The 23,720-nt window shown below is 54.7% G+C and carries 19 protein-coding genes and 1 pseudogene; 8 read left to right on the top strand and 12 right to left on the bottom strand.

Annotated features, from left to right (window positions below):
* Window positions 1-19 precede the first annotated feature (19 nt).
* A pseudogene (locus tag AAF465_04465) lies at window positions 20-481 on the bottom strand (MaoC family dehydratase).
* Between the two features lie 280 nt (window positions 482-761).
* Between AAF465_04465 and AAF465_04470 the strand changes: the two are divergent.
* Window positions 762-1,295, top strand: a complete 534-nt coding sequence (locus tag AAF465_04470) for a tetratricopeptide repeat protein (GenBank protein MEM7081963.1) — start codon at window positions 762-764, stop codon at window positions 1,293-1,295.
* Window positions 1,296-1,482: 187 nt separating this feature from the next.
* Complete coding sequence (locus tag AAF465_04475; protein ID MEM7081964.1) at window positions 1,483-2,745, top strand: DUF2891 domain-containing protein; 1,263 nt, start codon at window positions 1,483-1,485, stop codon at window positions 2,743-2,745.
* 40 nt (window positions 2,746-2,785) lie between these two features.
* On the opposite strand, the gene AAF465_04480 is transcribed toward AAF465_04475, so the two are convergent.
* Entirely contained in the window at window positions 2,786-3,913 is a 1,128-nt protein-coding gene (locus tag AAF465_04480; protein ID MEM7081965.1) for a cupin domain-containing protein, read from the bottom strand.
* Between the two features lie 296 nt (window positions 3,914-4,209).
* On the opposite strand from AAF465_04480, the gene AAF465_04485 reads away from it, so the two are divergent.
* Window positions 4,210-6,864 (top strand): serine/threonine-protein kinase, encoded by a 2,655-nt coding sequence (locus AAF465_04485; GenBank protein MEM7081966.1) that lies wholly within the window; start codon window positions 4,210-4,212, stop codon window positions 6,862-6,864.
* Between the two features lie 75 nt (window positions 6,865-6,939).
* The gene (locus tag AAF465_04490) at window positions 6,940-7,512 is read left to right on the top strand and encodes a sigma-70 family RNA polymerase sigma factor (protein MEM7081967.1); all 573 of its coding nucleotides are present in this window, start codon (window positions 6,940-6,942) and stop codon (window positions 7,510-7,512) included.
* A gap of 25 nt (window positions 7,513-7,537) precedes the next feature.
* Here the strand turns inward: AAF465_04490 and AAF465_04495 are convergent, their stop codons facing one another.
* Together AAF465_04495 and AAF465_04500 are read right to left on the bottom strand one after the other, a co-directional pair.
* Entirely contained in the window at window positions 7,538-9,634 is a 2,097-nt protein-coding gene (locus tag AAF465_04495; protein MEM7081968.1) for an EAL domain-containing protein, read from the bottom strand.
* The gene (locus tag AAF465_04500; protein ID MEM7081969.1) at window positions 9,631-12,714 is read right to left on the bottom strand and encodes a response regulator; all 3,084 of its coding nucleotides are present in this window, start codon (window positions 12,712-12,714) and stop codon (window positions 9,631-9,633) included. Before AAF465_04500 ends, AAF465_04495 begins: the two co-directional genes overlap by 4 nt.
* A gap of 349 nt (window positions 12,715-13,063) precedes the next feature.
* Here AAF465_04500 and pomA point away from each other — a divergent pair, with 349 nt between their 5' ends.
* The 4 genes from pomA (at window position 13,064) to AAF465_04520 (ending at window position 15,796) form a co-directional block, all read left to right on the top strand.
* Window positions 13,064-13,831: a flagellar motor protein PomA gene (gene pomA, locus AAF465_04505; GenBank protein MEM7081970.1), complete on the top strand. Its 768-nt coding sequence runs from the start codon at window positions 13,064-13,066 to the stop codon at window positions 13,829-13,831.
* A gap of 3 nt (window positions 13,832-13,834) precedes the next feature.
* The gene (locus AAF465_04510; GenBank protein MEM7081971.1) at window positions 13,835-14,707 is read left to right on the top strand and encodes a flagellar motor protein MotB; all 873 of its coding nucleotides are present in this window, start codon (window positions 13,835-13,837) and stop codon (window positions 14,705-14,707) included.
* A 15-nt stretch (window positions 14,708-14,722) separates the two neighbouring features.
* On the top strand, window positions 14,723-15,340 hold the full coding sequence (locus tag AAF465_04515; GenBank protein ID MEM7081972.1) for a PilZ domain-containing protein: 618 nt from the start codon (window positions 14,723-14,725) through the stop codon (window positions 15,338-15,340).
* Between the two features lie 84 nt (window positions 15,341-15,424).
* Complete coding sequence (locus AAF465_04520) at window positions 15,425-15,796, top strand: hypothetical protein (protein MEM7081973.1); 372 nt, start codon at window positions 15,425-15,427, stop codon at window positions 15,794-15,796.
* Between the two features lie 119 nt (window positions 15,797-15,915).
* Here the strand turns inward: AAF465_04520 and AAF465_04525 are convergent, their stop codons facing one another.
* From AAF465_04525 to fliR, 8 genes are all read right to left on the bottom strand, one after another.
* A complete protein-coding gene (locus tag AAF465_04525) occupies window positions 15,916-16,617 on the bottom strand; it encodes a hypothetical protein (protein MEM7081974.1) in 702 nt (233 codons plus the stop codon).
* Window positions 16,617-16,781, bottom strand: coding sequence for a hypothetical protein (locus AAF465_04530; protein ID MEM7081975.1), 165 nt, complete (start codon window positions 16,779-16,781; stop codon window positions 16,617-16,619). The genes AAF465_04525 and AAF465_04530 overlap by 1 nt, the downstream gene beginning before the upstream one ends.
* 15 nt (window positions 16,782-16,796) lie before the next feature.
* Complete coding sequence (locus tag AAF465_04535) at window positions 16,797-17,519, bottom strand: RNA polymerase sigma factor FliA (protein ID MEM7081976.1); 723 nt, start codon at window positions 17,517-17,519, stop codon at window positions 16,797-16,799.
* A complete protein-coding gene (locus tag AAF465_04540) occupies window positions 17,519-18,394 on the bottom strand; it encodes a P-loop NTPase (protein ID MEM7081977.1) in 876 nt (291 codons plus the stop codon). The genes AAF465_04535 and AAF465_04540 overlap by 1 nt, the downstream gene beginning before the upstream one ends.
* Complete coding sequence (flhF, locus tag AAF465_04545; GenBank protein MEM7081978.1) at window positions 18,381-19,628, bottom strand: flagellar biosynthesis protein FlhF; 1,248 nt, start codon at window positions 19,626-19,628, stop codon at window positions 18,381-18,383. Before flhF ends, AAF465_04540 begins: the two co-directional genes overlap by 14 nt.
* 96 nt (window positions 19,629-19,724) lie before the next feature.
* Window positions 19,725-21,797: a flagellar biosynthesis protein FlhA gene (flhA, locus tag AAF465_04550; GenBank protein MEM7081979.1), complete on the bottom strand. Its 2,073-nt coding sequence runs from the start codon at window positions 21,795-21,797 to the stop codon at window positions 19,725-19,727.
* Window positions 21,794-22,921: a flagellar biosynthesis protein FlhB gene (gene flhB / locus AAF465_04555; protein MEM7081980.1), complete on the bottom strand. Its 1,128-nt coding sequence runs from the start codon at window positions 22,919-22,921 to the stop codon at window positions 21,794-21,796. Before flhB ends, flhA begins: the two co-directional genes overlap by 4 nt.
* The gene (gene fliR, locus AAF465_04560; GenBank protein MEM7081981.1) at window positions 22,918-23,712 is read right to left on the bottom strand and encodes a flagellar biosynthetic protein FliR; all 795 of its coding nucleotides are present in this window, start codon (window positions 23,710-23,712) and stop codon (window positions 22,918-22,920) included. The genes flhB and fliR overlap by 4 nt, the downstream gene beginning before the upstream one ends.
* Window positions 23,713-23,720 lie beyond the last annotated feature (8 nt).

The following is a 23,720-nucleotide window of genomic DNA, read 5'->3' on the forward strand; positions in this document are numbered from 1 at the left end:
GTTCAACACATCGCACACGTTACGAAGACGCCTGTTTGTGCAGCATCGCCGTGCGTAAGAATGTGCAAACCACCTCTTGCCGTTGGTTTGTCACGCGATGCTCAAACGTCACAATACCGGCATTAGGACGCGAGCGACTCTCACGACGCTGAACAATTTCGGTCTCGACACTCAACGTATCATTTATGAACACCGGCTTGGGAAATCGCAGGTCGGTGTAGCCCAGATTCGCCACCAAGGTTCCCAGCGTCGTGTCCTCAACCGATACGCCCGTTGCGAACGATACTGTCAGCATGCTGTTCACGACCCGTTGCCCAAATTCGGTTTTCGCCGCGTATTCGGCATCCAAATGCAGTGGCTGAGGATTATGCGTTAACGCACAAAAGAACACGTTGTCCGCTTCCGTAATCGTGCGACTGAGTCGGTGAACAATAACCGTTCCCACTTCCGTCTCATCAAAATAAAGCCCTGGCATGCGTGCTCCTCTCCTGTTGTATTACCTCATGGTAACTCCGTGCGCAGGTCAATACACGCCCCGTGGCTGACACAAAAAACACGGCGATTCGCCCTGATGATGGTGTTTTGGACGATTTGCATGCCGTTATCCCCAACCATTTCTTAATTTATAAACCATTGTTTTTATTTTATTTTCCAAATTTATCGGCCGACGATTAACGAATTTTGACTTTTTTTGAGGGAATATCGCGTTGCGCGTCGCCTTGTGGGTCAGGAACGAATAAAAACCCAACTCGGAGAGAACAATGAAAATCAAAACGCTGCTTTTTATCCTTGCTGCCCTGACTGTAACCGGTGTGGCCACCCAAGCCGATAACACATCACTCTATATGACCGTGCATCACGATTACGCAGGCTCCGCTGAAATCTTGAATCAAGACTTCGCCCGAGGCGTTAAGCGCACGAAAATGGCACTGCGCGCTGAACAGTCTATCTCCGGACATTCGGTGGCGTCCTCTGAGCTGTTCAATAACTTGTGTGTTGCCTACGTCAAACAAAACGAACTCAAAAAAGCACGCACCGTTTGCAAGCGCGCCGTAAGCCACGCGATGCAAACTTCTTCGGGCATCGGTCAAAACCCAAAAGCCATTAAGCGCGTCAAAGCTGCTGCGCTATCGAACCGAGGCGTGCTTAACATGCTCGACGGAAAGCTCGATCGCGCCCTGGCAGACTTTAATAAAGCCAGCACGTTGAGTCCGGCCCTCGGTTTCGTACAGCTCAACATGGCGGCCGCGACGACCGCGCGCTCTGAGTCAGGCCTGGCTGTTGTCATCGACTAGACAGCGCCTATCGTCGATTACGGATAATCAAGGCCACGGAAGGCTCAATATCCAACGACTTCTCCCCTCAAACGAGTCGCGCCCCAGCTGGGCCGACTCGTTTTTTTATGCGTGACGACGTCAGTGCGCGAACGACGTGTCAGCACTTCATGCTACATTTGCATCCGACTCATCACCGGTATCCAACATGACTTCGCACGTATTCTCCCATTCTAATCAGACTCAGACCGCACGCCGCGTCACATCGTTTCGGCCCCGCCCGCGTCGAACCCCATTAGCGCTCTTCTCGATCCTGTCGACACCGGGTCGTGACTCGCTGCATTGGTTCGCGGCATTGACGTGCATCGGTTTGCTCGCTGCGTGCGGTGACGCCCCGCCGTTTATCGACAACGCCGACGCGGTATCCATGCCCGCTGAGCTCCCACCCGCTCGTGCTCACGTGGTCGAAGATCGTTTCGCTCAGCTCGCATTTGACTGCATTCACCGCGAATTCCCTAACAAGATCAGTCATGTCATGCAAAACGAGGGCGACGTCGAGCGACCCAGACAGCTGACACCCATGTTTTACGGCTGTTTCGACTGGCATTCGGCTGTGCATGGTCATTGGCTGTTGGTGCGCATTGCCAAACACACCGATTCGCCCGAGCAGGCAGCGGCCATCAAGCGCCGCCTGAGCATCAGCTTCACCGCGGACAAAGCCGCGGCAGAGCTGGCGTATTATTCGCAACCGGGCCGTGCGTCCTTCGAGCGACCCTACGGAATCGCTTGGTATCTGCAACTCGTGGCCGAACTGCACGAAAGCGACGATCCGGAGTTGCGTCAATTTCGTGAGGTATTGCGTCCTTTGGAAACGGCCATCGTCGCTCAGGTGCAATCGTGGTTACCCAAACTCGCCTATCCCATCCGACTCGGCACGCACAATCAATCGGCGTTCGCATTTGGATTGATGCTCGACTATGCGCGTACGGTTGGTAATACCGATCTGGCAACACAGCTTGAGAACAAGTCACTTGAGTTTCACGCCGATGACACCCACTGCCCGATGGCCTACGAACCCTCAGGCGAAGATTTTTTGTCGCCCTGTTTGATGGTGGCCGATCTGATGCGACGTGTGCTCGACACGCCCGATTTTCAGGACTGGCTTAGCCTCTTCTTGCCCGAGATTCCCCGTGACGGCACAGCAAACTGGCTTCAGCCTGGCGTGGTACGCGATGCATCCGACGGTAAGCTAGTGCACCTTGATGGCGTGAATTTGTCCCGCGCCTGGGCGCTGGAAGGAATGGCATCGTCGTTGCCCGTTGACGATACACGAATCGCAGCCCTACTCGCCGCCGCCGACGTGCACACTCAAACCGGCATCGCCGCGGTTTCCGATGAACACTACGCCGGCAGTCACTGGCTCGCCAGCTTCGCGCTCTATTTAACCAGCCGTCGCGGCGTGTCTCGCTAACGGCAAGACCAACACCAGACCGATGCTCAGCGCGCCTCCGTTAGGAAGCCTGTCCTGTTAATTCGATAAGCTGCTCATTGAGCAGCACAACGAGAATGCGACATTCCTCAGCGGACAGAGGCGCAAACAATTTGCCGTGACAAAGTTGCCGAGAAAAGGATTCGCTGGCGTTAAACGCCACACCGTTGGCGAACAGCTGAGTGCGTGAGTACGCCAAGCGTGCATGGGGCGCAGGACGCAGCACGAGAGATCCTGTCTGCGCCAGGCGCCGCTGAATGTGCGAGACATCGCACGACGTCTGCGTTTCGCTCGAACCCACATAGCGGCTATCGGTAACGAGTCGCCCCAACGCTTCGTGGAGTGCGGCGTGCCAGTGCTCAGGCGGCAGGTCGCGCCAGGCACGCACGGCATAATCAAGCGCGTAATCATTGAGCTTAAACGGATCATCGTCAAGCGATTGCCGCGTGTCGCGAAATCGATGCTCGGCGACCAACTGATCACTCAATATATGGATCGCCTCGCTAAACAGCTCATCATTTGAGGGCGCACGGAACCCGACCGACAGCGTCACGCAGTCGTCACTCAAGGACGTTCCCCAATGGGCGAGTCCACCCGGCACGTACAGCATATCGCCCGGCGCCATGTCGACACACGCGCTTTGTTCAAAGTGCGCCAATAATTTAATCGTGTCGTGTACCTGTATAGACGTACGGTCATCGCACTGCTGGCCGAGACGCCACTTACGCCGACCGCGACACTGTATGAGAAACACATCGTAATAGTCGAAATGTGGACCGACACCACCTCCTTGTGGCGCAAAACTGGCCATAATGTCCTCTAATCGCCAGCGTGGTAAGAACGAAAAGTGCTCAAGCAACGCCCGCAGCGCGTCATCCCATTGATCCACGCCTTGTACCAGCAGCGTCCAATTGCGTAGACCGAGCGCGTCGTAATCAAAGTCGGGAAACGGGCCCTGGTGACACACCCACTCTCCCTGGGGGTCATAACCCGCCACAATACGTGACTCAACGCTGTCTTCGCAGGCTAGCCCTGCCAGCTCATCGCCATCGATAAGATCCACCGCCTGCGGTAACGCATCAACGAACAGATACGGTTGCTGCTGCCAGTAATCGGTCAGAAAGGAATGCTTTGACAGTTTCGAGAACATCAAACGGAATCGTATCGTACTGAAGGCCAAAGTCGAAGGTCGGCTGCACTCAGGGCTCGTGCATGCGTATCTGGCACCGCGTCACAGGTCGCGGATCGAGCGATCACGGATGGAATTTCAATTCAATGGCTTAGGTGACCACGATCCGCGCATGGCTAGGTGGGGGTGGTCGGACGCAATTGATGCTGTAGTAACAAGTGGGGTCGGTCTGTCGCCAGTCGGCAAGCCGCGCTCACCCTAAAAGGACTCCATGCAGGTAAACTATTCACCTGCCAACACATCACGAAGCGAATAAGATGGATAAAAAAGCAGTCAGCCAGCTCAAGAAAGCATTTCTCGAGGCGACGTCGCTGAACCATGCGGCACAATCATCGTTTGTCGAGGCGCTGACCGCAAAAGACCCGCGTCTCGGTCAACAGCTCGCAGAGCTGTTGTCTTTTCAGGCAACCGGCGAAGACGAAATCGCCAAAGCGGTGCAGTCCGTGGCGACCGACTTCAACGAAACGGGTGACGACGCCTACATTGGGCAAACGCTCGGCCCCTACAAATTGATTGAACATCTTGGCCAAGGCGGTATGGGAACCGTCTATCTGGGCGAACGCATCGACGGCGAATTTGAACAAAACGTCGCCGTGAAACTGATCGGCAGCCAGTCGTTTTCAAGACAATTAGTAGAACGCTTTCGTAACGAAAGGCAAATTTTGGCACGTCTCAATCACCCTTTTATCGCCCGCATTTTGGACGGCGGCACGGCCGAGAACGGTGTCGCCTACCTGGTTATGGAACTGGTTGAGGGAATTCCGATCACTGACTATTGTTCCGACAACGCGCTTTCCATGACACAACGGTTGAATCTATTCCTCCAGGTTTGTGAGGCCATTGAGTTTGCGCACAAAAATTTGGTCGTACATCGGGATATCAAGCCGTCCAATATATTGGTAACGACTGATGGCACGCCCAAACTACTGGATTTCGGCATCGCGAAATGGCTTGATCCGATGAGCAGCACCGACGCTAACCAGCCCGCCACCGTGGTTGCCATCACGCCGGACTATTCAAGCCCCGAGCAAATTCTCGGCCAGCCGGTTACGACATCGTGTGACGTTTATTCACTGGGTATTTTGCTGTACGAAATGCTAACGGGCACACGCCCATACGAACGTCAAGGCAAACGCCTCAGTGAGATCGAGCAGGAAATTCGTCTTACCGGCGCCACCAAACCCAGCGCCGCTCTTGATCGTGAGGGCCGATCGGCTACCGCGCTGATCAATTCGCGCGCATTGAGTGGCGATCTCGACACGATTGTCATCGCGTCCATTAGGCGCGAGCCCAACGACCGGTACCAAAGCGTTAATGCTCTGGTGATGGACATTCATCGCTATCTCAACGGCGAACCCATTGCGGCTAAACAACGCCATATCGGCTATGTGGCGTTAAAGTTTTTGCGTCGCAATCGATTGCCCGCGACCATTGCGATGGCGATGATGCTGGCGACGGCCGGAGCGATCTACTTTCATATCGATCAAATTGAAACGGAACGGGATCGCGTTGTCGCCGAGTCGCGAAAGGCGATGGCCGTTACGCGTTACCTCGAAAACCTGTTTGAAATCACAGGTCCAAATGATGCACTGGGTAAGGAAATCTCTGCTTTGGATATACTTGATCGCGGCAGACAGAGACTGGACAAAGAATTGGCCGATCAACCCGATGTGCGGGCCCGTTTGCTCACGTCAATCGGCACGGTGTATCACAATCTCGGTGTCGCCGATCAAAGCGTCGACATAGCCAAACAAGCCGTCACGATCCTCGATGAACTGCCCCCTACTCCGCAAATGTTGCTCAGTCTTGCCAGTCTTGCGGAAATGCACCGGCTTCAGGGGGATTATGACCAGACGCGCCGCGTGTTGGAGCGCGCCGACCGCTACATGGCGACGTTGGATAAAAACGACGGGATTGAGGTTGCGCGGTTTCAGTATGAATACGGTGAGCTCTCTCTTAACGAAGGTAAATACCAAGACGCACTGACTTATTTCCATCGCACGATGACGCTGCTCGATGATTTGTCTGTGGGCGATCCAAAATTCAAAGCTAATCTGCTTGCCTCACTCGGTCAAAGTTATCAATTTGGCGGTGATGTTGATAAGGGTGAACGCTATATGCGCGAGTCACTCGAGCTTATCGATGAACTCGATTATGACATTCCGCTCGACCGATCGACGATTTCTCACAATCTGGCGACCTTGCTCCATGAACTCGGTCGCTACGAGGAAGCCGAGGTCCTCTATCTCGACACCTACGAAATTGAGGGCCGGATATTGGGGGAAGATCACCACGCGCTCGATGTTGTCATGACGAACATCGGGCGTCTTTATAAAGATATGCGTAATTTCGAGAAGGCTGAACAGTTCTTGCGTGGCGCCATAAGGGTAGTGCAAAAAGTGCATGGTGATAATCATTTCTTTACGGCCTACAACACAAAAAATCTCGCGGATCTCCTGCGAGATAAAAACGACTTCGCCAACGCCGACGTCCTGTACACTAAAGTGATCGCGACCTATGAAAACACACTGGAAACTGACCACCCCTATATGGCTTCGGCACAGCTAAGCCGCGCTCAACTGTTCGTCCGCCGTGCACGCCCAGACGATGCGGTTAGCGCAGCGGAAGAGGCGCTCCGTATCTGCAATCTGCACTTGCCCAACGACCATTGGCTGACGGCCACCTCCAAAAGCGCGCTGGCGGCCGGTCGCATGCAGAAAGTGTTGTTCGATGCAAGAACCGAAACGCTACTGCTCGAGTCCTGGGAGGCACTCAACGTGTCTCGACCGCATCACAGCACAACACTGGAAGTAGCTCGCCAGCTCTCTGCCTTCTATGCCAAAACGTCGCAGTTGGACAAGCAACGTGTGTTTTCAGAACACGCCGAGGCGATTGTCAACGCGAATCAATAGTCGAGTGCGTCCGGCCGTTGCGGGCATCGCGACGGGTGTTTACCATAGCCCCTCACTTTTGGGCGGAGTGCTTGCGTGTCCGACGATCAACTGACTCGCCTTCTTCAAGAATGGCAGCGCGGCGATGAGAGCGCTCTCGAACAGCTGACGCCAGCTGTGTATGACGAATTGAAGCGGCTAGCCACAGCGGCGTTTCGCAGTGAACGTCCTGGGCATACCTTACAACCCACCGCGCTCGTCAACGAAGCGTATCTCAAGCTGATCAATGCGAGTGTCGATTGGCAGGATCGCGCGCATTTTTTTGCGCTCGCTGCCCGTATGATGCGGCGCATACTGGTCAATCACGCCAAGGCACGAATCGCGCAAAAACGAGGTGGCGGCATGGGCCACGAAACGTATCAGGACGATGTGCACGCTAGTATCGATGACGACCAGTTTCTGGTGCTCACGCTAGACGATCAACTACACCAGCTGGCGGAGCTTGACCCGCGCAGCGCGGAGGCTATTGAGTTGCACTACTTTGCCGGCTTAACACATAAGGAAATGAGTCTCGCGCTCAACATTTCCACGTCTACGCTCGAACGCGATCTCAAGTTTGCCAAGGCCTGGATGCGCAAGAACCTCGCCGAACTCAAAGACGGCGAATAGTTCACCCGACTCTTTGCCCGCCCACCTATCCGGTGGAAAGCGTATGACCAGAGAGCTGATGACGATGAACGAGCGCCTCAAACTCGTTTGGTGGAATCGCTTTGCTGAACAGAAAACCCTGAACTTGTTCACAACGATGCTCCCGCAGATAGTCCACCTGGGTCTCACATTCGACGCCTTCAGCGACGACTTGCAGATTGAGCTTATGGGCCATGGCGATAATCGCTGCGCAAATGGCTGCATCGTCCTCATCAATACGCAAATCTTGAACAAACGAGGCATCGATCTTCAAGGCATCAATCGGAAACCGCTTTAGATAGGCCAGACTGGAGTAGCCAGTGCCAAAATCGTCCACGGACAGTCCCACGCCCAACTGTTTTATTCTCTGCAGCGTCTCGATCACCTTTTCAACATCTTGCATCAGCATGCTTTCTGTTATCTCAAGCTCGAGGTTGACGGGATCAACGCCGGCGCGTGCGAGTGTTTCTGCGACACTGGCGACAAGATCACCCGTGTACAGCTGCGGCCCAGACACATTAATGGAAACCGCGAGGTTTGACAGTGGAGAATGACGCCAAGCTCGGAGCTGACGACAGGCCTCCTCCAACACCCAATTGCCAAGTGACAGAATCAGACCGGTTTCTTCTGCTATAGGAATGAACTCACCGGGGGAAATCCAACCTCTATCGTGGTGACGCCAACGAACCAACGCCTCGGCGCCGACAATCGACCACGACGCGAGGTCAAGTTTCGGTTGGTAATGCAATTCGAAGTCGTCGTTTTTGATGGCCTTCCTGAGCTCCTCTTCCAACGACAGCCGATGAAGAGAACGCTGACGATTTGACCCCGAGTAGAAGCAATGCGTGTTTCTGCCTGCGGATTTTGCACGATACATGGCCGAATCCGCGTTCATTACCAAATCGTCTTTGGTGTGCCCATCTTTCGGGTAGAACGCCACACCAATACTCGGTGTCACCACAAGATGATGCCCTTTGCAGCTAAACGGCTCTGATAAGGTGGCAACGATTCGATTGGCGATAGACGTCGCCACCTCTTTGGAACTGACGTCATGCATGACGATGACAAATTCATCGCCGCCTAGACGCGCCAGTCGAAATTGATCGTAGGCCTGATCACCCATCTTCATTAAATCATCGCTGGCGCGCGTGCAATTATCCAACCTGCGTGCTACCGCCTTGAGCAGCTCATCGCCAATCGAATGACCCAACGTGTCGTTAATGCGTTTGAATCGATCCAGATCAACAAGCAGCATGGCGAATTTACGCTGGTCGCTCGACGCTGAGTCAAGAATTCGTTCCAATTCTTGGGAGAACAGATGCCGGTTAGGCAACCCTGTGAGACGATCAAAATAGGCTAAATCGTAAATTTGCGATTCGGACTGTTTGCGTTGAGTAATGTCGCGTACCATCGCAAGCACGGATTTTCGATCACGCGCCACAAAACGCGTTTCTAAGAACACACCCGCATCGGCGTACTCATGTTCCAATATTTGCGGTTCGGACGTCTTGAAGGCCTCAGCGATTTTGCTTATCGCTCGCGCTCTCACCTCACCCTCAAATAACTCTGAAAAGGCCACATCACGCAGCCCGTCAATGCCGACCGACACGACCTCATCGACGCCTGCCGGCCCGCTCAGCACAGCACCGTGCTCGTTCAAGACAAACAGCACATCCGGGATCGCACTCACCAATCCGCGAATGTCGTTGAGTGCGTTGCTCGAGCGTAGTAAGTAGCGCACGCGAAACGCAAGCACCGACCAATCGATAGGCTTGGTGATAAAATCCGTCGCACCGATGTCGAATGCTTTACCGGCAGAGGAAAAGTCGTCGAGGCCGGTAACGATACACACGGGCGTTGTGCGCCGCGTTTCGGTCGCACGGATTTTCTCACAAACCGTCAAACCGTCCATTTGCGGCATATCGACATCCAGAAGTACCGCATCGGGCGCATTCGCAAGATAGAGATCAAGCGCCTGCTCCCCATCGCGCGCCTCAAGCACGTGCATACCAGCCTGTTCCAAAACTTCACGGGCGATAAGACGAGTAGTCGGGTCGTCATCCGCGATCAAAATAACCGGTTGTGTCGGCTGAGAATGAGTCATCGCGCACCGCCCAATTCGATTTCCAGTTCGCAAACAACACGGTCATATTCGAATTCCAGGGTCTGCTTGAGCGACGGATCAGCCGAGATTGTATTATCTCGCCCCATCACCTCCAGTCGCTTACAAAAACTGGCAAGTTGCGTTGCGCCGATATTCATACTACTGGACTTCAATGCATGCGCAGTTTCTCGAACAATAACGGCATTCTCACTTTCGATCGCACTACTGAGTTTTTCTTTGATCACACTGGACGACGACAAATAGAGATTAAGAATTTTGCGTAGAAGATCTGGCGCTCCTGGCTGCTGAAGTTGCTGCAGTCGTTTTAGCGTGCTTCGATCGATAGCTGCGTCCACCTCACCGTCCTTGTTCAAGGCGGAATCGGTCTCTTCGAATCCCATCGAGGATTGATCCAACACGGTTGTTGACGTTAGGTCCGCCGCCTGAACTCGTTGAGCGAGCGGTAAATACAAGGATAAGAGCGCGTGAAGTTGTTCTCCCGTGAACGGCTTCGTGAGCCAGTCGTCCATCCCAGCGCAAAGGGCTTCTTCTTTATCACGTTCCAAGGCATTCGCCGTTGCTGCGACGATGGGTGTGCGAGAACGATCTGTTTCAGCCTCTATGAGTCGAATGGTCTCGGTTGCTTTCAGACCGTCCATCACCGGTAGTTGACAATCCATTAGGATAAGATCAATCGGCTCAGACGAAAATTTCTCAACAGCCTCGAGACCGTCGCTGGCCAACACCACCTGTAGACCGAATTTTTCCAACATTGAGAACGCCACTTGGCGATTGACGTGATTGTCTTCAACAAGCAAAACTCGCCCCTGCAGCTGTTGGCTGGCAGTAAAAACAGGCTCAAACTGACTCCGGTCCTCTTCGCCCCGCATCACCCTGGCGAGCGTGTCAAACAGCTGCGAGTGCTTCACCGGCTTGCACAATTGTCCGGCAATGTTGAGCTCACGCATATCGTCTTCAGGAATTTGCGATGCAACGGAACTGAGGATAATGATTTTTAGCGTACTCAATGCCGCACTAGCGCGAATGGTTCGCGCCAACTCGAGCCCATCTTCTAGCGGCATATGACGATCCAGTAAAACCAAATCATAGGGCGTATTGTTATGAGCGGCCTTCACCAGTTTCTCGTACGCCTGTCCGGCCGATGACGCGGTACCCACTAACGCGCGCCAACTGTCCAGCTGGTGTTCGAGAATGTCGCGATTCGTCGCGTTATCATCCACAATCAACACGCGTTGATCGGACAATCGCGGCATCTGCGTGCACTCTCCGGCGGCAACAAAATGACTGGTATGCATACGCAACCGGAATGAGAAGACGGAACCATCCGATGGATGACTGCTGACCTTTAGCTCGCCACCCATTTGCTCGACAAGCTGCTTGCAAATCGCAAGCCCAAGACCGGATCCGCCATAGAGCCGAGTAATGGAGCCGTCCGCCTGAGTGAAGGACTCGAAGATTTGTTGCTGTTCTTCCGGTGCGATGCCGATGCCCGTGTCGTGCACTTCGAAGCGGATCGTCTCATAGTCTCCAAGTCGCTCCTCCACGGACAACTTGACCAACACCTCTCCGTCGTGTGTGAACTTAATGGCATTGCTGACAAGGTTGGTGATGACTTGACGCAACCGCACAGGATCTGTTTTGACCAACTTATTGAGCCCGGGCGGCACCATGGTCATGAGTTCAATGTTCTTTGCGTGTGCCTGACTGGCCAAACTGTCGACCGTTTCTTCGATCACAGCACGAAGATGCACGTCGACGATCTCCAAATTGAGTTTGCCTGCCTCCATTTTGGAAAAATCGAGTATGTCATTAATCACGTTGAGCAGTGATTCAGCCGACGAGTAAATGGTGTCGGCGAATTTGCGCTGTTTGGGCTTTAGCGGCGTGCTGCGCAGTAGCTCGGTCATTCCGAGCACACCGTTCATCGGCGTTCGAATTTCGTGACTCATTCGTGCCAGAAATTCACTCTTAGCCTTTGAAATCGCTAGCGCGTCATCACGCGCTTTTTCCAGTTTCATACGCCCCCGTTGTAGCTGCTCCGCCATCGCCGCAAACTCACCGCCCAGCACACCGACCTCGTCACGACGCCATCTGTCTACATCAAACTGAAGATTGCCGGTTTGACGAATGGTTAAAATTTGACTTGTGAGTTTGGTCAGTGGCGCAATAATCAGACGCCGGACAAACAGCAGCGTCGACACCAGGAATATGGCGGTAAGCACAACGAGCAGTAACGTGAGTTTCTCGGTGATTTCCGCGCCCACGCGCGTTACGCGCTTGGGTGTGTGCACACGTAGGTTCGCCACGGTGTTACCGTATAGATCACGTAGAGGCTTAAAGCCAAACGACGCGATGCCGGTCGTTTCCACCACTCGCATTGCGCCATTTTCGGTGTGAGGTCCATGTGTCGACGTGGTGGGCCGCGGCGTGGCGTCATCCAATAAATACACACTCGCCATGGTGCGCTGTTCGATCGCCAGCATGCGCTGATGAGTGAAATATCGGCCCACGACGACGCTGCCGGCCACTGGCCCACCGGCCTCGTCGGTAAGAATCGGATAGGACGCGACCTGCATAATGCCGGAGCGCGTGCGCAGAAGACCCGAAATCGAGTCGCCAGGCGATTGATGAGTAACAAGAACATGATCGCGAACCAGAGGCGATTCGAACTCTTGTTCAACGCTCAGCGGCTCGTCCGCATCCGGATTGGTCAGTTCCGCGTAAAGACGCTCACCATTCGCGTTAAAAATTAGCACCATGTGCAGCCGACGACTCGCTCGATTCGCCCGCACAATGCTCTTGTCTGCAAATTCTGGACGGCGGCCCTGGGCAAACTCATACGTTAGGTCACGGCGTGACAACTCAATGTTGGCATTTTTCAACGCGCTCAGATCAGCCTCCAGCGCTTGTGAGACGCGGGTCAATGCCGCTTCGGTGGATTCGCGATCAAACTCATGAAACAACGGAAACACCGTCCATTTGAGAATGACGTAGCTAACGAGCGAAAACGCCAACCCAAGCCCTAGGAACAACCAGACTGTTTTTCTTCCCAGCGACATTCAATTCCTTTGAGCCAATCGCATCTCAATGCCCCCCGCCTCTCGCGGTCGTAATCTGCATCGCAGCCAAAAACATTGATGCACTAAGGAGATAGCGGCCAAAAACGGTGAACGTTTAGTCACAATCCAATCGATCCAGGCAATCTTGTTCTTATGTCAAAGCCGTGTCCGGGTAACCCCTATCAGAGCATTTCTTGCAGGTCCACGCTCAAGGCTAAAGGTGTGCCCGGGATTGCCGCTAAACGGTGTATTGGGCACCTGTCCCCGGATGGCTCGTGTGGAAACGGCCAGACGCGCCGCCCTGTTTGCCCGACCCGCGGGCTGACCACCCACACTGGAGACGCGCACATTGGATATCGCAACACTGGTCGGACTACTTGGTGCCATCATCACGGTGGGCGCCACGATTCTACTCGGCGGATCGGCCTCAACCTTCTTCAATATCCCCTCGCTGGTGATCGTACTGGTCGGTACGCTGCTGGTGACTATGGTCAAATTCAGCCTCGCTCAATTTCTGAGCGCAACCAAAGTCGCGGTCCATGCCTTTACCAACAAACTGCCTGAACCCGAGGCACTGATCGAAAAAGCGGTTGAACTTGCCAAAGCTGCACGTCAGTCGGGCATCCTGGCACTGGAAGAGGCAGAGGTACCGGATCCGTTCATGAAAAAGGGCATCAATCTGCTCATCGACGGTCACGACGCAGACGTTGTGCGCAAGATGCTTGAAGACGACACCCGCTTGACGGTGCAGCGCCATCTTAACGGCCAGGGCATTTTTAAAGCGATTGGTGATGTGGGTCCGGCGATGGGCATGATCGGGACGCTGATTGGTCTGGTGCAGATGTTGTCCAATATGGACGATCCGAAACAGATCGGGCCGGCCATGGCCGTGGCGCTGCTCACCACACTCTACGGCGCCATCCTCGCCAACGTGATCGCAATTCCAATCGCCGACAAATTGGTCAAACGCAGTGCCGACGAAAAACTCTGTAAAGCGATGATCATCGATGCACTGATGGGTATTCAAGACGGGCAGAATCCGCGCGTTATCGAGGGTTTATTGCAAAACTACCTACCGAGTTCGCTTCGTCCCACAGAAGACGCAGAGGCCGCCTGATCGATGTCCGACGCGCCTGAAGAAAAAGGTACTCCGGCGTGGGTCATGACCTTCGCCGATCTGATGAGCCTACTCATGTGTTTCTTCGTGCTGCTCTTAGCGTTCTCTGAAATGGACGTCATGAAATTCAAGCAGCTCTCTGGTTCGATGAAAGAAGCGTTCGGTGTGCAGGCCGACATGAAAGCGGACTTCATCCCTAAAGGCACCAGCGTCGTAACCACCGAGTTCAGCCCGGGACGTCCAGACCCGACCGTGCTCAACGAAATTCGACAGCACACAATCGACTCGTCCAAGAGCACGTTGGAGTTCAAAGACGGTGAGCACGATCTACCGCCCGAACTCGAGGAAATTATCGAGGACCTGGAACGAATCAAAGAGGAGCTCAAAGAGGAAATCGAGAACGGCAACCTCAGCGTCGAACGCGAAGGCTCTCGCATTGTCATTCGCATTCATGAGCAGGGCTCATTCGCGTCAGGCTATGCCGACATCCAAGATAATTTCTTACCAACGCTGGACAAAATCAGCGCACTCAGCGCGTCAATGAACGGCATCGTACAGATTACCGGACACACCGATAACGTGCCCATCGCCAATCAGCGATTTCGCTCAAACTGGGAGCTCTCGTCCAGTCGGGCGGTCACGGTGGCTCATCGTATGCTCAAGCGCAGCGATCTCGACCCTAGACGCATTGTGATCACAGGTTTGGCGTGGACTCAACCGGTTGTTGACAACGACACACCGGCTAATCGTGCGCTCAATCGACGCGTCGAAATCAACATTGTACGCAGCGTATTTGACGACGTTGCGGCCGACATTGATCAAGCCGACTCCCCCACTGAACCGCCCGCTGAATCCGACCTCTCCACCGCACCATAGAGCACCGCCGTGAGTATGAAAGAAACCGCCAATCGTCGTCAGGACTTTCGTGTCGAAGACCAAATTCTACTTGACTATGAAATTGTCACGGAAACCGAAATGCGTGGAGGCTTACGCAACATTGTTCTGGTCGACTCAGCCGAGCTGAACGCTACCACCACCCTGCGTCGTCTCGAAACCGACATCCAGGACGCGTTGGCCACGATTCAAAAAACCGACAAAGATCTGTCGCGGTGTCTGGATCTTCTCAACAACAAACTCAATACCATCGCAAGCCTTGTGCCGATGGCGGTTGAAATCGATGCCGCCCTCAAGCGGCGTGAGGTCCGGACTTGCAGTCTCAGCGCTTCCGGCATCGCATTTAGTTGTCGTCGAGCGTTAGAGGTAGGCAGCAACCTGTGCTTACGCATGGTCGTACTGCCCAATTACCATCATGTTATGGCTTATGGTGAGATCATTCGCGTCACGGAAATGCAAGAGCCCGTCGACGGATTCACTCATGTGATTGGCGTGCGTTTTGTTCATATACTCGATCGCTATCGCGAGGTTTTGGCCCGCCGCGCATTGCAACGCGAAATAGAAGATCTGCGAATAAAACGCCTCGATTCAGAGGAATCGCACGAGAACCCATGAACAACCGTCAGCATACAACGCTTGACTTGTCGATTGGATATTGACAGGTTGATGCGTATGGGGGAATGGTATTTGCGACGAGTCGTGAGTGCGGTGGTTTTTGTTTGGGTAACCTCGGCAGCGGCGGACAACACGCCTACGCCTAATCAAGCTAGCGCCTCGATGACCCTATCGGTAACGGTTAACACACCGATCAACGCGCGTGTGCTACAGCCACGCACAGCCGATCGTCCCGCCCAATCGGAACCGCGTGTGTGCCTTGAAGGCGGTGATTATTCCTATCGCCTCTACTCACTCAACCGAGCAGGCGAACATCCGTTAACGATAACTACCACAGCGCCAAACCCCATCAAGAGCGATACTGATGGAGCCTGTATGCTCACGGCGGATTGGGTGCGTCAACAGATAGAGCACAGCGATCACGCAATTGTGAGGCTGATCATTTCACCTGAGTAGTGGGACGGTTTATCGATCGATGATCACACCAGATGGCTCCGGGCTTTCCCAATCACATAGTCATTTCAGCACAGACCGCCGCCTTACTCTGGTGGCAGGTTGCCAACTCGTCCGATGAATCAGGATGCGACGTTTTCTTTGAAGCGAGCCAATAACTGCGCCTGAGACGGTCGGCGGGCGGAGCCCATTTGACCCAGCGTATCGTCCGACAAGGCCAACTCGAACTCTTCGGTTTCCGCGTGTCCGTTCACGGGCTTCTCGTCACTCGGTAACTGTTGTTTGGGGGTGGCGTGGGAATTCTCGGGCGACGAAAGATCGGTCGACCCCGAACTGTTGGGCGTCGTCAACGTCGTATCGACGCATCCTGTCGATTCGCTCTTAACCAGCGACGACCATTCGGTTGGAGTAAACGATTGCTTGGGTAATGACTCGGTGCGATGTAGTCGCTTGAGTAGCCGAATCTCTGACGTCTTAAGACCGATCTCTTCGAGCAACGCGGTCTCCACAGAGCCTCGTTTTAAGAGTCTCGTTGCCATGGCAAAACGTTCTGTCGGTGCTACCGACTGATTCAGCCGATTCTGGCTAAATTTGAGTGAGTCACATTGCTCGCTGAGTACGGTTACCTGATCGGTGGTCACGATTTGCTGCTGCAAACACACGACAAGCTGCTCATGGAGCTGTCGGGTGAGCGCGCGCTGGCGGCGAGCGTTGTCGGCCTCTGCGGAGATCGACCGAAACATAAACAGTCCGCCAGTGAGATACAATATGAGCGCGATAAAGGCGCTGTATTGATGGAACAATGTGGAAAAAACGGCGCTCATTACACGTACTCGTCAATCAGTGGTGGGGAATCCTCGTCGTCATCGCTAGGCGTGGACGGCAAAGGCTTTTCGGGCTTCGTTCGTTCATCGTTTGATTGCTTCTGTTCGCGACGACGTACGGGCAGAATCGGACTGGCCGGTTTAATTTCACTGACATCGCTCATTGACCTCTCCTACCGTCAGCCAGTCCATTCGCCCAGGCGCGCCCGTAATCGAACGACCGCTTTGCTGTGAATTTGCGATACACGCGATTCGCTCACCTGCAGGACTTCGCCAATCTCACGAAGATTGAGTTCATCGTCATAGTACAGAGACAGCACTAGCGCCTCTCGCTCCGGCAGCTTGCTAATCGCGTCCGCCAACGCGAGGCGAAACTCCTCCTCGGACGCACTCTCTTGCGGCCCTAATTCCAAATCGCCCGCAGGCTGTGTGTGACTGCCCTCACTCTGCGTCTGCTCGAGCGAGAATAATCGGCAGGTCGTCGCATCGCGCAACACCTTATGATATTCGTCAAGACCCAGACCGAGTTCCTCGGCGACCTCACTTTCGCGAGCGCTTCGGCCATGACGCATTTCGACAGCGCGCATTGCCTCGGTCACTTTACGCAGCTTTTGATACACCGATCGCGGCGTCCAGTCTGATCGCCTCACTTCATCCAGCATGGCGCCACGGATGCGAATACCGGCGAACGTCTGAAAGTTAGCACCGCGTGACGCGTCATATTTACGCGAGGCTTCAAGCAAACCAATCATCCCGGCTTGGATCAGATCGTCGACATCGACATTTCCGGCCAGGCGGCTAACTAAATGATAGGCAATGCGTTTGACCAACTGAGCGTTCTCAATAACCAGTTCGTCCTGTGCACTCGACGAGTACTGTGCATACGCTGTACTGACCACCATTACACAACCTCCGCGGGCATCGGCGCCACCAATCGTTCGGCGAAAAACTCAATATTGCCCCGCGCACCGGCACGGCTGGCTCGCTTAGATAAATTATGGGCCACGTCGCTCAACGCTTTGGCCGCCCGACTGTCCGGATACGTGTTTACGACACCGCATTGCTGCTGAATCGCTTTACGCACACTCGAGTCTTGCGGTACGTGCCCCAAGTACTTCAATCCGACATTGAGAAATCGCGCTGCGACCGCACTCAATTTGTCAAACAGATGCCGGCCATCGACCGCACCGCGAGTCTTGTTGCACAGAATACTGAAGTGCTTTACGCCGTGATCACGACTGAGAAGCTTTATTAATGCATAGGAATCGGTGATTGACGCCGGCTCATCACACACCACAACGACCACCTCCTGGGCCGCCGCACTGAAGCGAATCACGCTATCCACAATGCCGGCGGCTGTGTCGATAATCAGATCATCTACGGGCGTTGCCATATCGCTGAACGCCCATATCAAGCCACTGTTCTGAGCCGGTGTAGTATCCGCTAATTGCCGGATACCCGATGACGCCGGCACAATTTTAATGCCACCGGGTCCATCGATCATGATGTCGTCCAGCGAACACGTCCCATTCATGACGTGGGCCAAGTTCTTTCGCGCCTGCAACCCGAGACACACATCGACATTCGCGAGGCTCAAATCGGCGTCCATCAGCACCACATTCCGCCGCAACGAGGCGAGCGCCATGGCCAGATTGATCGAGACCATCGTTTTGCCCACGCCGCCTTTGCCACCGGTAATGGCGACTACGCGCACAGGTTGCGGCATCGCGCGACGCAGGCCGGCTGCTTGGTCCGCTGGATAATTAGGCGAAGACATGCGCATGACCCTCCGCAAAATGCCGGGCCATAAATTCATCGCCGTGCTCCATCGCTTCTTCTTGCGCGAGCCGCTCAGCGCGATCTATCAATGTTTGGCCGCTATTTTGTGTGCTGTGTAAATCCTCCGGCACCCGTTGTCCGTTCGCGAGCAGGGTGATCGGCAACTGTCGGCGAATGGCGACCGAGAGCGCTGGGCCTAAACTGGTTGCCTCATCGATTTTCGTTAGAACACAGCCATCCAATGGCACGTCCCCAAAATGTCGGACCACGTCATCAAGCGTTTGCTCTTGTGCGTTAGCCGCCAGGGTCAGATATGTTCGAATCGACGCATCGTCGAGATGGAGCGCTTGCAGATGATCCGCCAAGCCACGCGCGCGCTGGCTCACGCCGGCGGTGTCAATCAGCACCAGTTGTTTGTCGGACAGCCCTCGGAGTACGTCACTCAATTCGCCCGCTTCGTTGACGCACAGTGCCGGGACATCCAATATTCGAGCAAAGGTGGCGAGCTGTTCTTGCGCACCAATACGAAAACTGTCTGTGCTCACCAGCGCGACTTGATCACGCCCATATTTTAGCGCGTAGATCGCCGCTAGTTTGGCGATGGTGGTGGTTTTCCCGACACCGGTCGGACCGATGAGTGCGACGATACCGGGCGCGGTCGTCATGTCCTGATCCGGCAGCGGCAGCGCCTCGGCTAAGACGCGCGTCGCGTTTTCGATCTGCAGCGGCACCTCAAAACAGTCCGCCACACGGTCAGCGAGTTCCTGCGCCAGTCCCGCATGGATACCCATCGCGGCGTATTGCTGAAGTACGGCGGCTCGTTCCGGACTCCGCTCGCAGGTTGACTGCCACGCCATCTGCGATAACTGTTCGGTGAGCAGCGAGCGCATGCTTGTCAGTTCCTGGCGAACTGCTGTCATTTCGGTCGCCACTGGTTTTGACGCGTTGGATTTTGATTCATCGCTCACGGCAAGAGACTCACTAAACGGCGTGTCATCGGAAAGCAGCGACGACAGTTCATTTTGCTCAGGCGAATCGGCCAATGCCTGATGATCTGTCGACGGATCGGCGGGCTGGTGAATAAGCGTTTCGTCGTAATCCACGGCCGCCACCACTTCCACACCATTGTCCGCTCGGCGATTTGAGAGGATCACCGCATCGGGACCTTGTTCTCGACGAACAGCGGCGAGTGCAAGTCGCATTGTAGGCGCATTAAATCGTTTGATCTTCATACGTTGTCCTGTCTGTGGTTCGTGTTACTCGAACCGGTTTCTGTGTTATCCGCCACCCTGCTCGAGCACGCGGCCGTCAATGTTGCTCTGTTCGCGCTAACCCACTGTCGCGACCATACGGATGGGCTTGTCATCCGGCACCTCGTTGAACGCGAGTACATTCAAGTTAGGCAACGAGTGTCTGGCCAGCCGCGCAAACCAAGCACGCAGTCGTGGCTCAACCAGCAACACCGGCGTTTCACCTGCCGCCTCCTGTCGCTTCGCCCCGTCTTTCAGCGCACCATGGACCCGTTCAACCAGGTCGGGTTCAAAACCAGGGCCGTTATCCGCTGAATTGGCTTGTAGTGAATTTTGCAATATCTGTGCCAGCTCCGGTTCGAGCGTCAGCACCGGAAGCTCATCTCGTAAGCCACTGATTTGTTGAACGATTGACCGTCCGAGCGCAATGCGCACCTGGCTGATTAGAACGTCAGGATCCTGACTGACGGTCGCCGCAGACGCCAAAGTTTCGACGATTTTGTGCATGTTGCGCAGCGATATTTTTTCGTTGAGCAAGGCTTGCAGAACTTTGAGTAGAACACTCATCGGCAGTGATTTGGGTACAAGATCTTCGACCAATTTTGGCGAGGTCTCGGCGACACGATCGAGCAGCTGTTGCGATTCATGCGTGCCGAATAAATCCGCTGCATGATGTTGAATCAGTTTGCTCAGATGCGTCGCCACCACAGTACTCGTGTCCACCACTGTGTAGCCGAGCGTTTGCGCATGCTCTCGATGGGCCGGTTCGATCCATACCGCATCCAAATCAAAGGCCGGATCCTTGGTGTCGATGCCGGCCAGTTTGCCAAACACCTGGCCAGGATTGATGGCCAGATCACGATCAACGTGAATCTCTGCCTCCGCCACCGGCACGCCCATAATGACGATACGATACGCATTCGGCGCAAGCTCCAAATTATCGCGCACGTGAACAGGCTGAATAAGAAAGCCGATTTGCTGCGAGATTTTCTTACGCACGCCCTTAATTCGATTGAGTAGTTCGTTACCACCATTACGGTCTACGAGTGGAATCAATCGATAGCCAACCTCAAGACCAATCGCGTCGACCTGCGGAATGTCCTGCCAGCCAAGTTCCGTAGGCTCTTCCTTCACCGGCGCTTCGACCGCCTCCTCAGACACCGGGGCCGTTTTTTGACGATGCGTCAGATAGGCACCGCCTGCGCAGGCCGCGGCCAAGGTTAAGAAAGCCACGTTGGGCATGCCGGGAATCATTCCTAATAAGGTCAAGATACCCGCCGTGACCACCAGCACGTGGGTCTGACCGAAAAGCTGACCGAGCACCTGATCACCGAGGTTTTGCATACTCGAGACACGCGTCACAATGATCGCTACCGCTGACGACAGCAGCAAAGACGGAATCTGCGCCACCAAGCCGTCACCAATCGTCAGTAGCGTGTAGTTATGCATTGCGACCGACAGCGTCAGATCATGCTGGGCCATCCCGATTGAAATGCCGCCGATTATATTGATGAACAAAATCAGGATGCCGGCGACCGCGTCGCCTCGCACAAACTTACTCGCGCCATCCATTGAGCCGTAAAAATCAGCCTCTTCGCGAATGTCATTACGTCGCCGCTTGGCTTCTTCTTGATTGATCACACCGGCGTTTAAGTCGGCATCAATGGCCATTTGCTTGCCGGGCATCGCGTCGAGGGTAAAACGGGCCGTCACTTCCGAAATGCGTCCCGCGCCTTTGGTGACGACCACAAAGTTGATGATCACCAAGATCGCAAACACCACAAGACCGACGGCGTAGTTACCACCGACCACAAAGTCACCGAATGCCTCAATTACCTTACCGGCCGCACCGGTGCCGGTATGCCCATTGAGTAGCACGACACGCGTCGAGGCAATATTCAGAGCCAGTCGCAGAAGCGTGACGACTAATAGCACCGTCGGAAAGACCGACAATTCGAGTGGGCGACTAACGTAGATAACGGCGAGCACAATTACCAACGACAAAGCGATATTAAAACTGAATAGCGAATCGAGCATCAACGGCGGCAACGGCAAAATCATCATTGCGAGCAACAACAACAGCAGCAGCGGCACACCCACGCCACGCGCGCCCGCGCGGGTCGTTGAAAACAGTTCCATCAATTTATTCATGTATTGTTCTCTTCATCATCGAGCTCCACGGTTGGCCGATCTGGCTCCAATCCTCCGTGTTGCTGCACGTGTCTTACCTGAAACACCCAGGTCAACACTTGGGCGACCGCGGAATACAGGCGAGCTGGAATTTCATCGTTTAGTTCGCAACTTCGGAACAAGGCTCGTGCAAGTGGTGGCGCTGAGAGCAACGGCACGCCGTGCTCGCGTGCCGACTCGCGAATTCGGGCTGCAACTAAGTCCGCGCCCTTGGCCACCACGCGCGGTGCCGCATGACGCTCGGGGTCATACCGTAATGCCACCGCAAAATGCGTCGGGTTGGTGATGACCACATCCGCGGTTGGAACCTCTTCCATCATGCGCGCGTTTGCTTGCTCCATTTGGAGTTGACGAATCCGTGATTTGAGTTCGGGGTTGCCGTCGGTCTCCTTCATTTCATCGCGCACTTCCTGTCGTGTCATGCGAAGCTGTTTGGCGTGCTGCCACAACTGGAACGGCACATCGACAGCCGCAATGAGTAGCAACGGCGCGCTAAACATGAGCAGCGCTTTGACACCGAGAACGGCCGCTTCCACCAACGCCGCTCTAACGGGCATGGTGCTCAGGGCTAAAAACTCCAAGGCGTAGAGCTTGAGAAAGACCACGGCAAAGCCGCCCACCACGGCAAACTTGGCCAGCGCCTTAACAAGCTCGAGTAAGCCGTTCGCGCTAAACACGCGCTTGAGTCCTTTGATCGGATTGAGCTTGCTGGCCTTAAAGGCGATCGCCTTGGTGCTGAACGACCACCCGCCCGTCATGGCCGGTGCGCAGATGGCCGCCGCAAGCACCACCGCAAAAAACGGCAATAGAGATTTGAGTGCCGTGTAGATGGCCTCGCCGAAGGTGGCGATCGGTGCATTGAGATCAAACAGTTCGCCGCGCTCAAGCGCAAGACCCGAGCGCAAGGCCTCCAACGTGTCAACAGCCAGGTTATCCCCAAACGCAAACAGCCCGGCCGTCGCAATAAGCATCACGGTAGCCGTATTGAGTTCGCGGGATCGTGGTACTTGCCCTTTCTTGCGCGCGTCGGCCAGACGCTTCGGTGTCGCCTGTTCGGTTTTTTCTTGACCATTGTTTTCGCTCACGGCGCTAGTATCCGGAACGACTGTTCGAACGCGCCCTCAAGAAGCGATACGAAGACGCCAACAATGTTCGGCACGCTCACCATGAGAATGACAAACCCAAGTACCATCGTGATAGGGAAACCCACCGCGAACAAATTCAGTGTCGGTGCAGCACGGCTAATTACCCCGAACGCCAGGTTCACAATCATGAGCGCCGCCATAGCCGGTAACGCGATCTTAACCGCACCCACGAAAATTTGACTGCCCCAGTAGGCCAGCTGCTGAAAGCTGCGTGGCGCCAGTCCGGTTTCCCCAATCGGTAACACAAAGAAACTCTGTGCAAGCGTATCGATAATCATGATGTGGCCATCAATGGCCAAGAACGCCAAGGTGGCGAGCACCATGAAGTACTGACTCACCACCGGCACGTTTACACCGCGGGCAGGATCGACCGCGATCGCAAAACCTAAGCCCATGCTCATGGCCGCCGCTTGACCGCCCAGTATCAGCGCGTCAAACACAATCTGCAGAGCAAACCCCATGCCGATACCAATCAGCAATTGCTGAGCGGCAACAAGCCCGCCGTTAATGCTCAACGGGTCAATGGCTGGCGGCGCAGGGATCAACGGCACAAGAATGAGCGTCAGTGCGACGGAGATTAGAATACGAATCCGCGGCAGTACCATCGACGCACTGAAGATTGGTGCGACCATTATCATGCCCATGATGCGTATGAACGGCCAAAGATAGATCGCCACCAGATTGGTCAAATCGACGCTGTGCAGCTGCAAGAGCCCGTTGTTGACCGTCACCACCGACA

Source organism: Pseudomonadota bacterium (assembly GCA_039028935.1).
GTDB lineage: Bacteria > Pseudomonadota > Gammaproteobacteria > Steroidobacterales > SZUA-146 > SZUA-146.

Excerpts from the sequence above, each read along its gene's own strand:
- flhA (MEM7081979.1), bottom strand. The coding sequence starts at position 21,797 with ATGAATAAATTGATGGAACTGTTTTCAACGACCCGCGCGGGCGCGCGT.
- AAF465_04470 (MEM7081963.1), top strand. The coding sequence starts at position 762 with ATGAAAATCAAAACGCTGCTTTTTATCCTTGCTGCCCTGACTGTAACC.
- AAF465_04475 (MEM7081964.1), top strand. The coding sequence starts at position 1,483 with ATGACTTCGCACGTATTCTCCCATTCTAATCAGACTCAGACCGCACGC.
- AAF465_04525 (MEM7081974.1), bottom strand. The coding sequence starts at position 16,617 with ATGAGCGCCGTTTTTTCCACATTGTTCCATCAATACAGCGCCTTTATC.
- AAF465_04500 (MEM7081969.1), bottom strand. The coding sequence starts at position 12,714 with ATGTCGCTGGGAAGAAAAACAGTCTGGTTGTTCCTAGGGCTTGGGTTG.
- AAF465_04495 (MEM7081968.1), bottom strand. The coding sequence starts at position 9,634 with ATGACTCATTCTCAGCCGACACAACCGGTTATTTTGATCGCGGATGAC.
- AAF465_04515 (MEM7081972.1), top strand. The coding sequence starts at position 14,723 with ATGAAAGAAACCGCCAATCGTCGTCAGGACTTTCGTGTCGAAGACCAA.
- AAF465_04535 (MEM7081976.1), bottom strand. The coding sequence starts at position 17,519 with ATGGTGGTCAGTACAGCGTATGCACAGTACTCGTCGAGTGCACAGGAC.
- AAF465_04480 (MEM7081965.1), bottom strand. The coding sequence starts at position 3,913 with ATGTTCTCGAAACTGTCAAAGCATTCCTTTCTGACCGATTACTGGCAG.
- AAF465_04510 (MEM7081971.1), top strand. The coding sequence starts at position 13,835 with ATGTCCGACGCGCCTGAAGAAAAAGGTACTCCGGCGTGGGTCATGACC.
- AAF465_04530 (MEM7081975.1), bottom strand. The coding sequence starts at position 16,781 with ATGAGCGATGTCAGTGAAATTAAACCGGCCAGTCCGATTCTGCCCGTA.
- flhF (MEM7081978.1), bottom strand. The coding sequence starts at position 19,628 with ATGAAGATCAAACGATTTAATGCGCCTACAATGCGACTTGCACTCGCC.
- AAF465_04540 (MEM7081977.1), bottom strand. The coding sequence starts at position 18,394 with ATGTCTTCGCCTAATTATCCAGCGGACCAAGCAGCCGGCCTGCGTCGC.
- AAF465_04485 (MEM7081966.1), top strand. The coding sequence starts at position 4,210 with ATGGATAAAAAAGCAGTCAGCCAGCTCAAGAAAGCATTTCTCGAGGCG.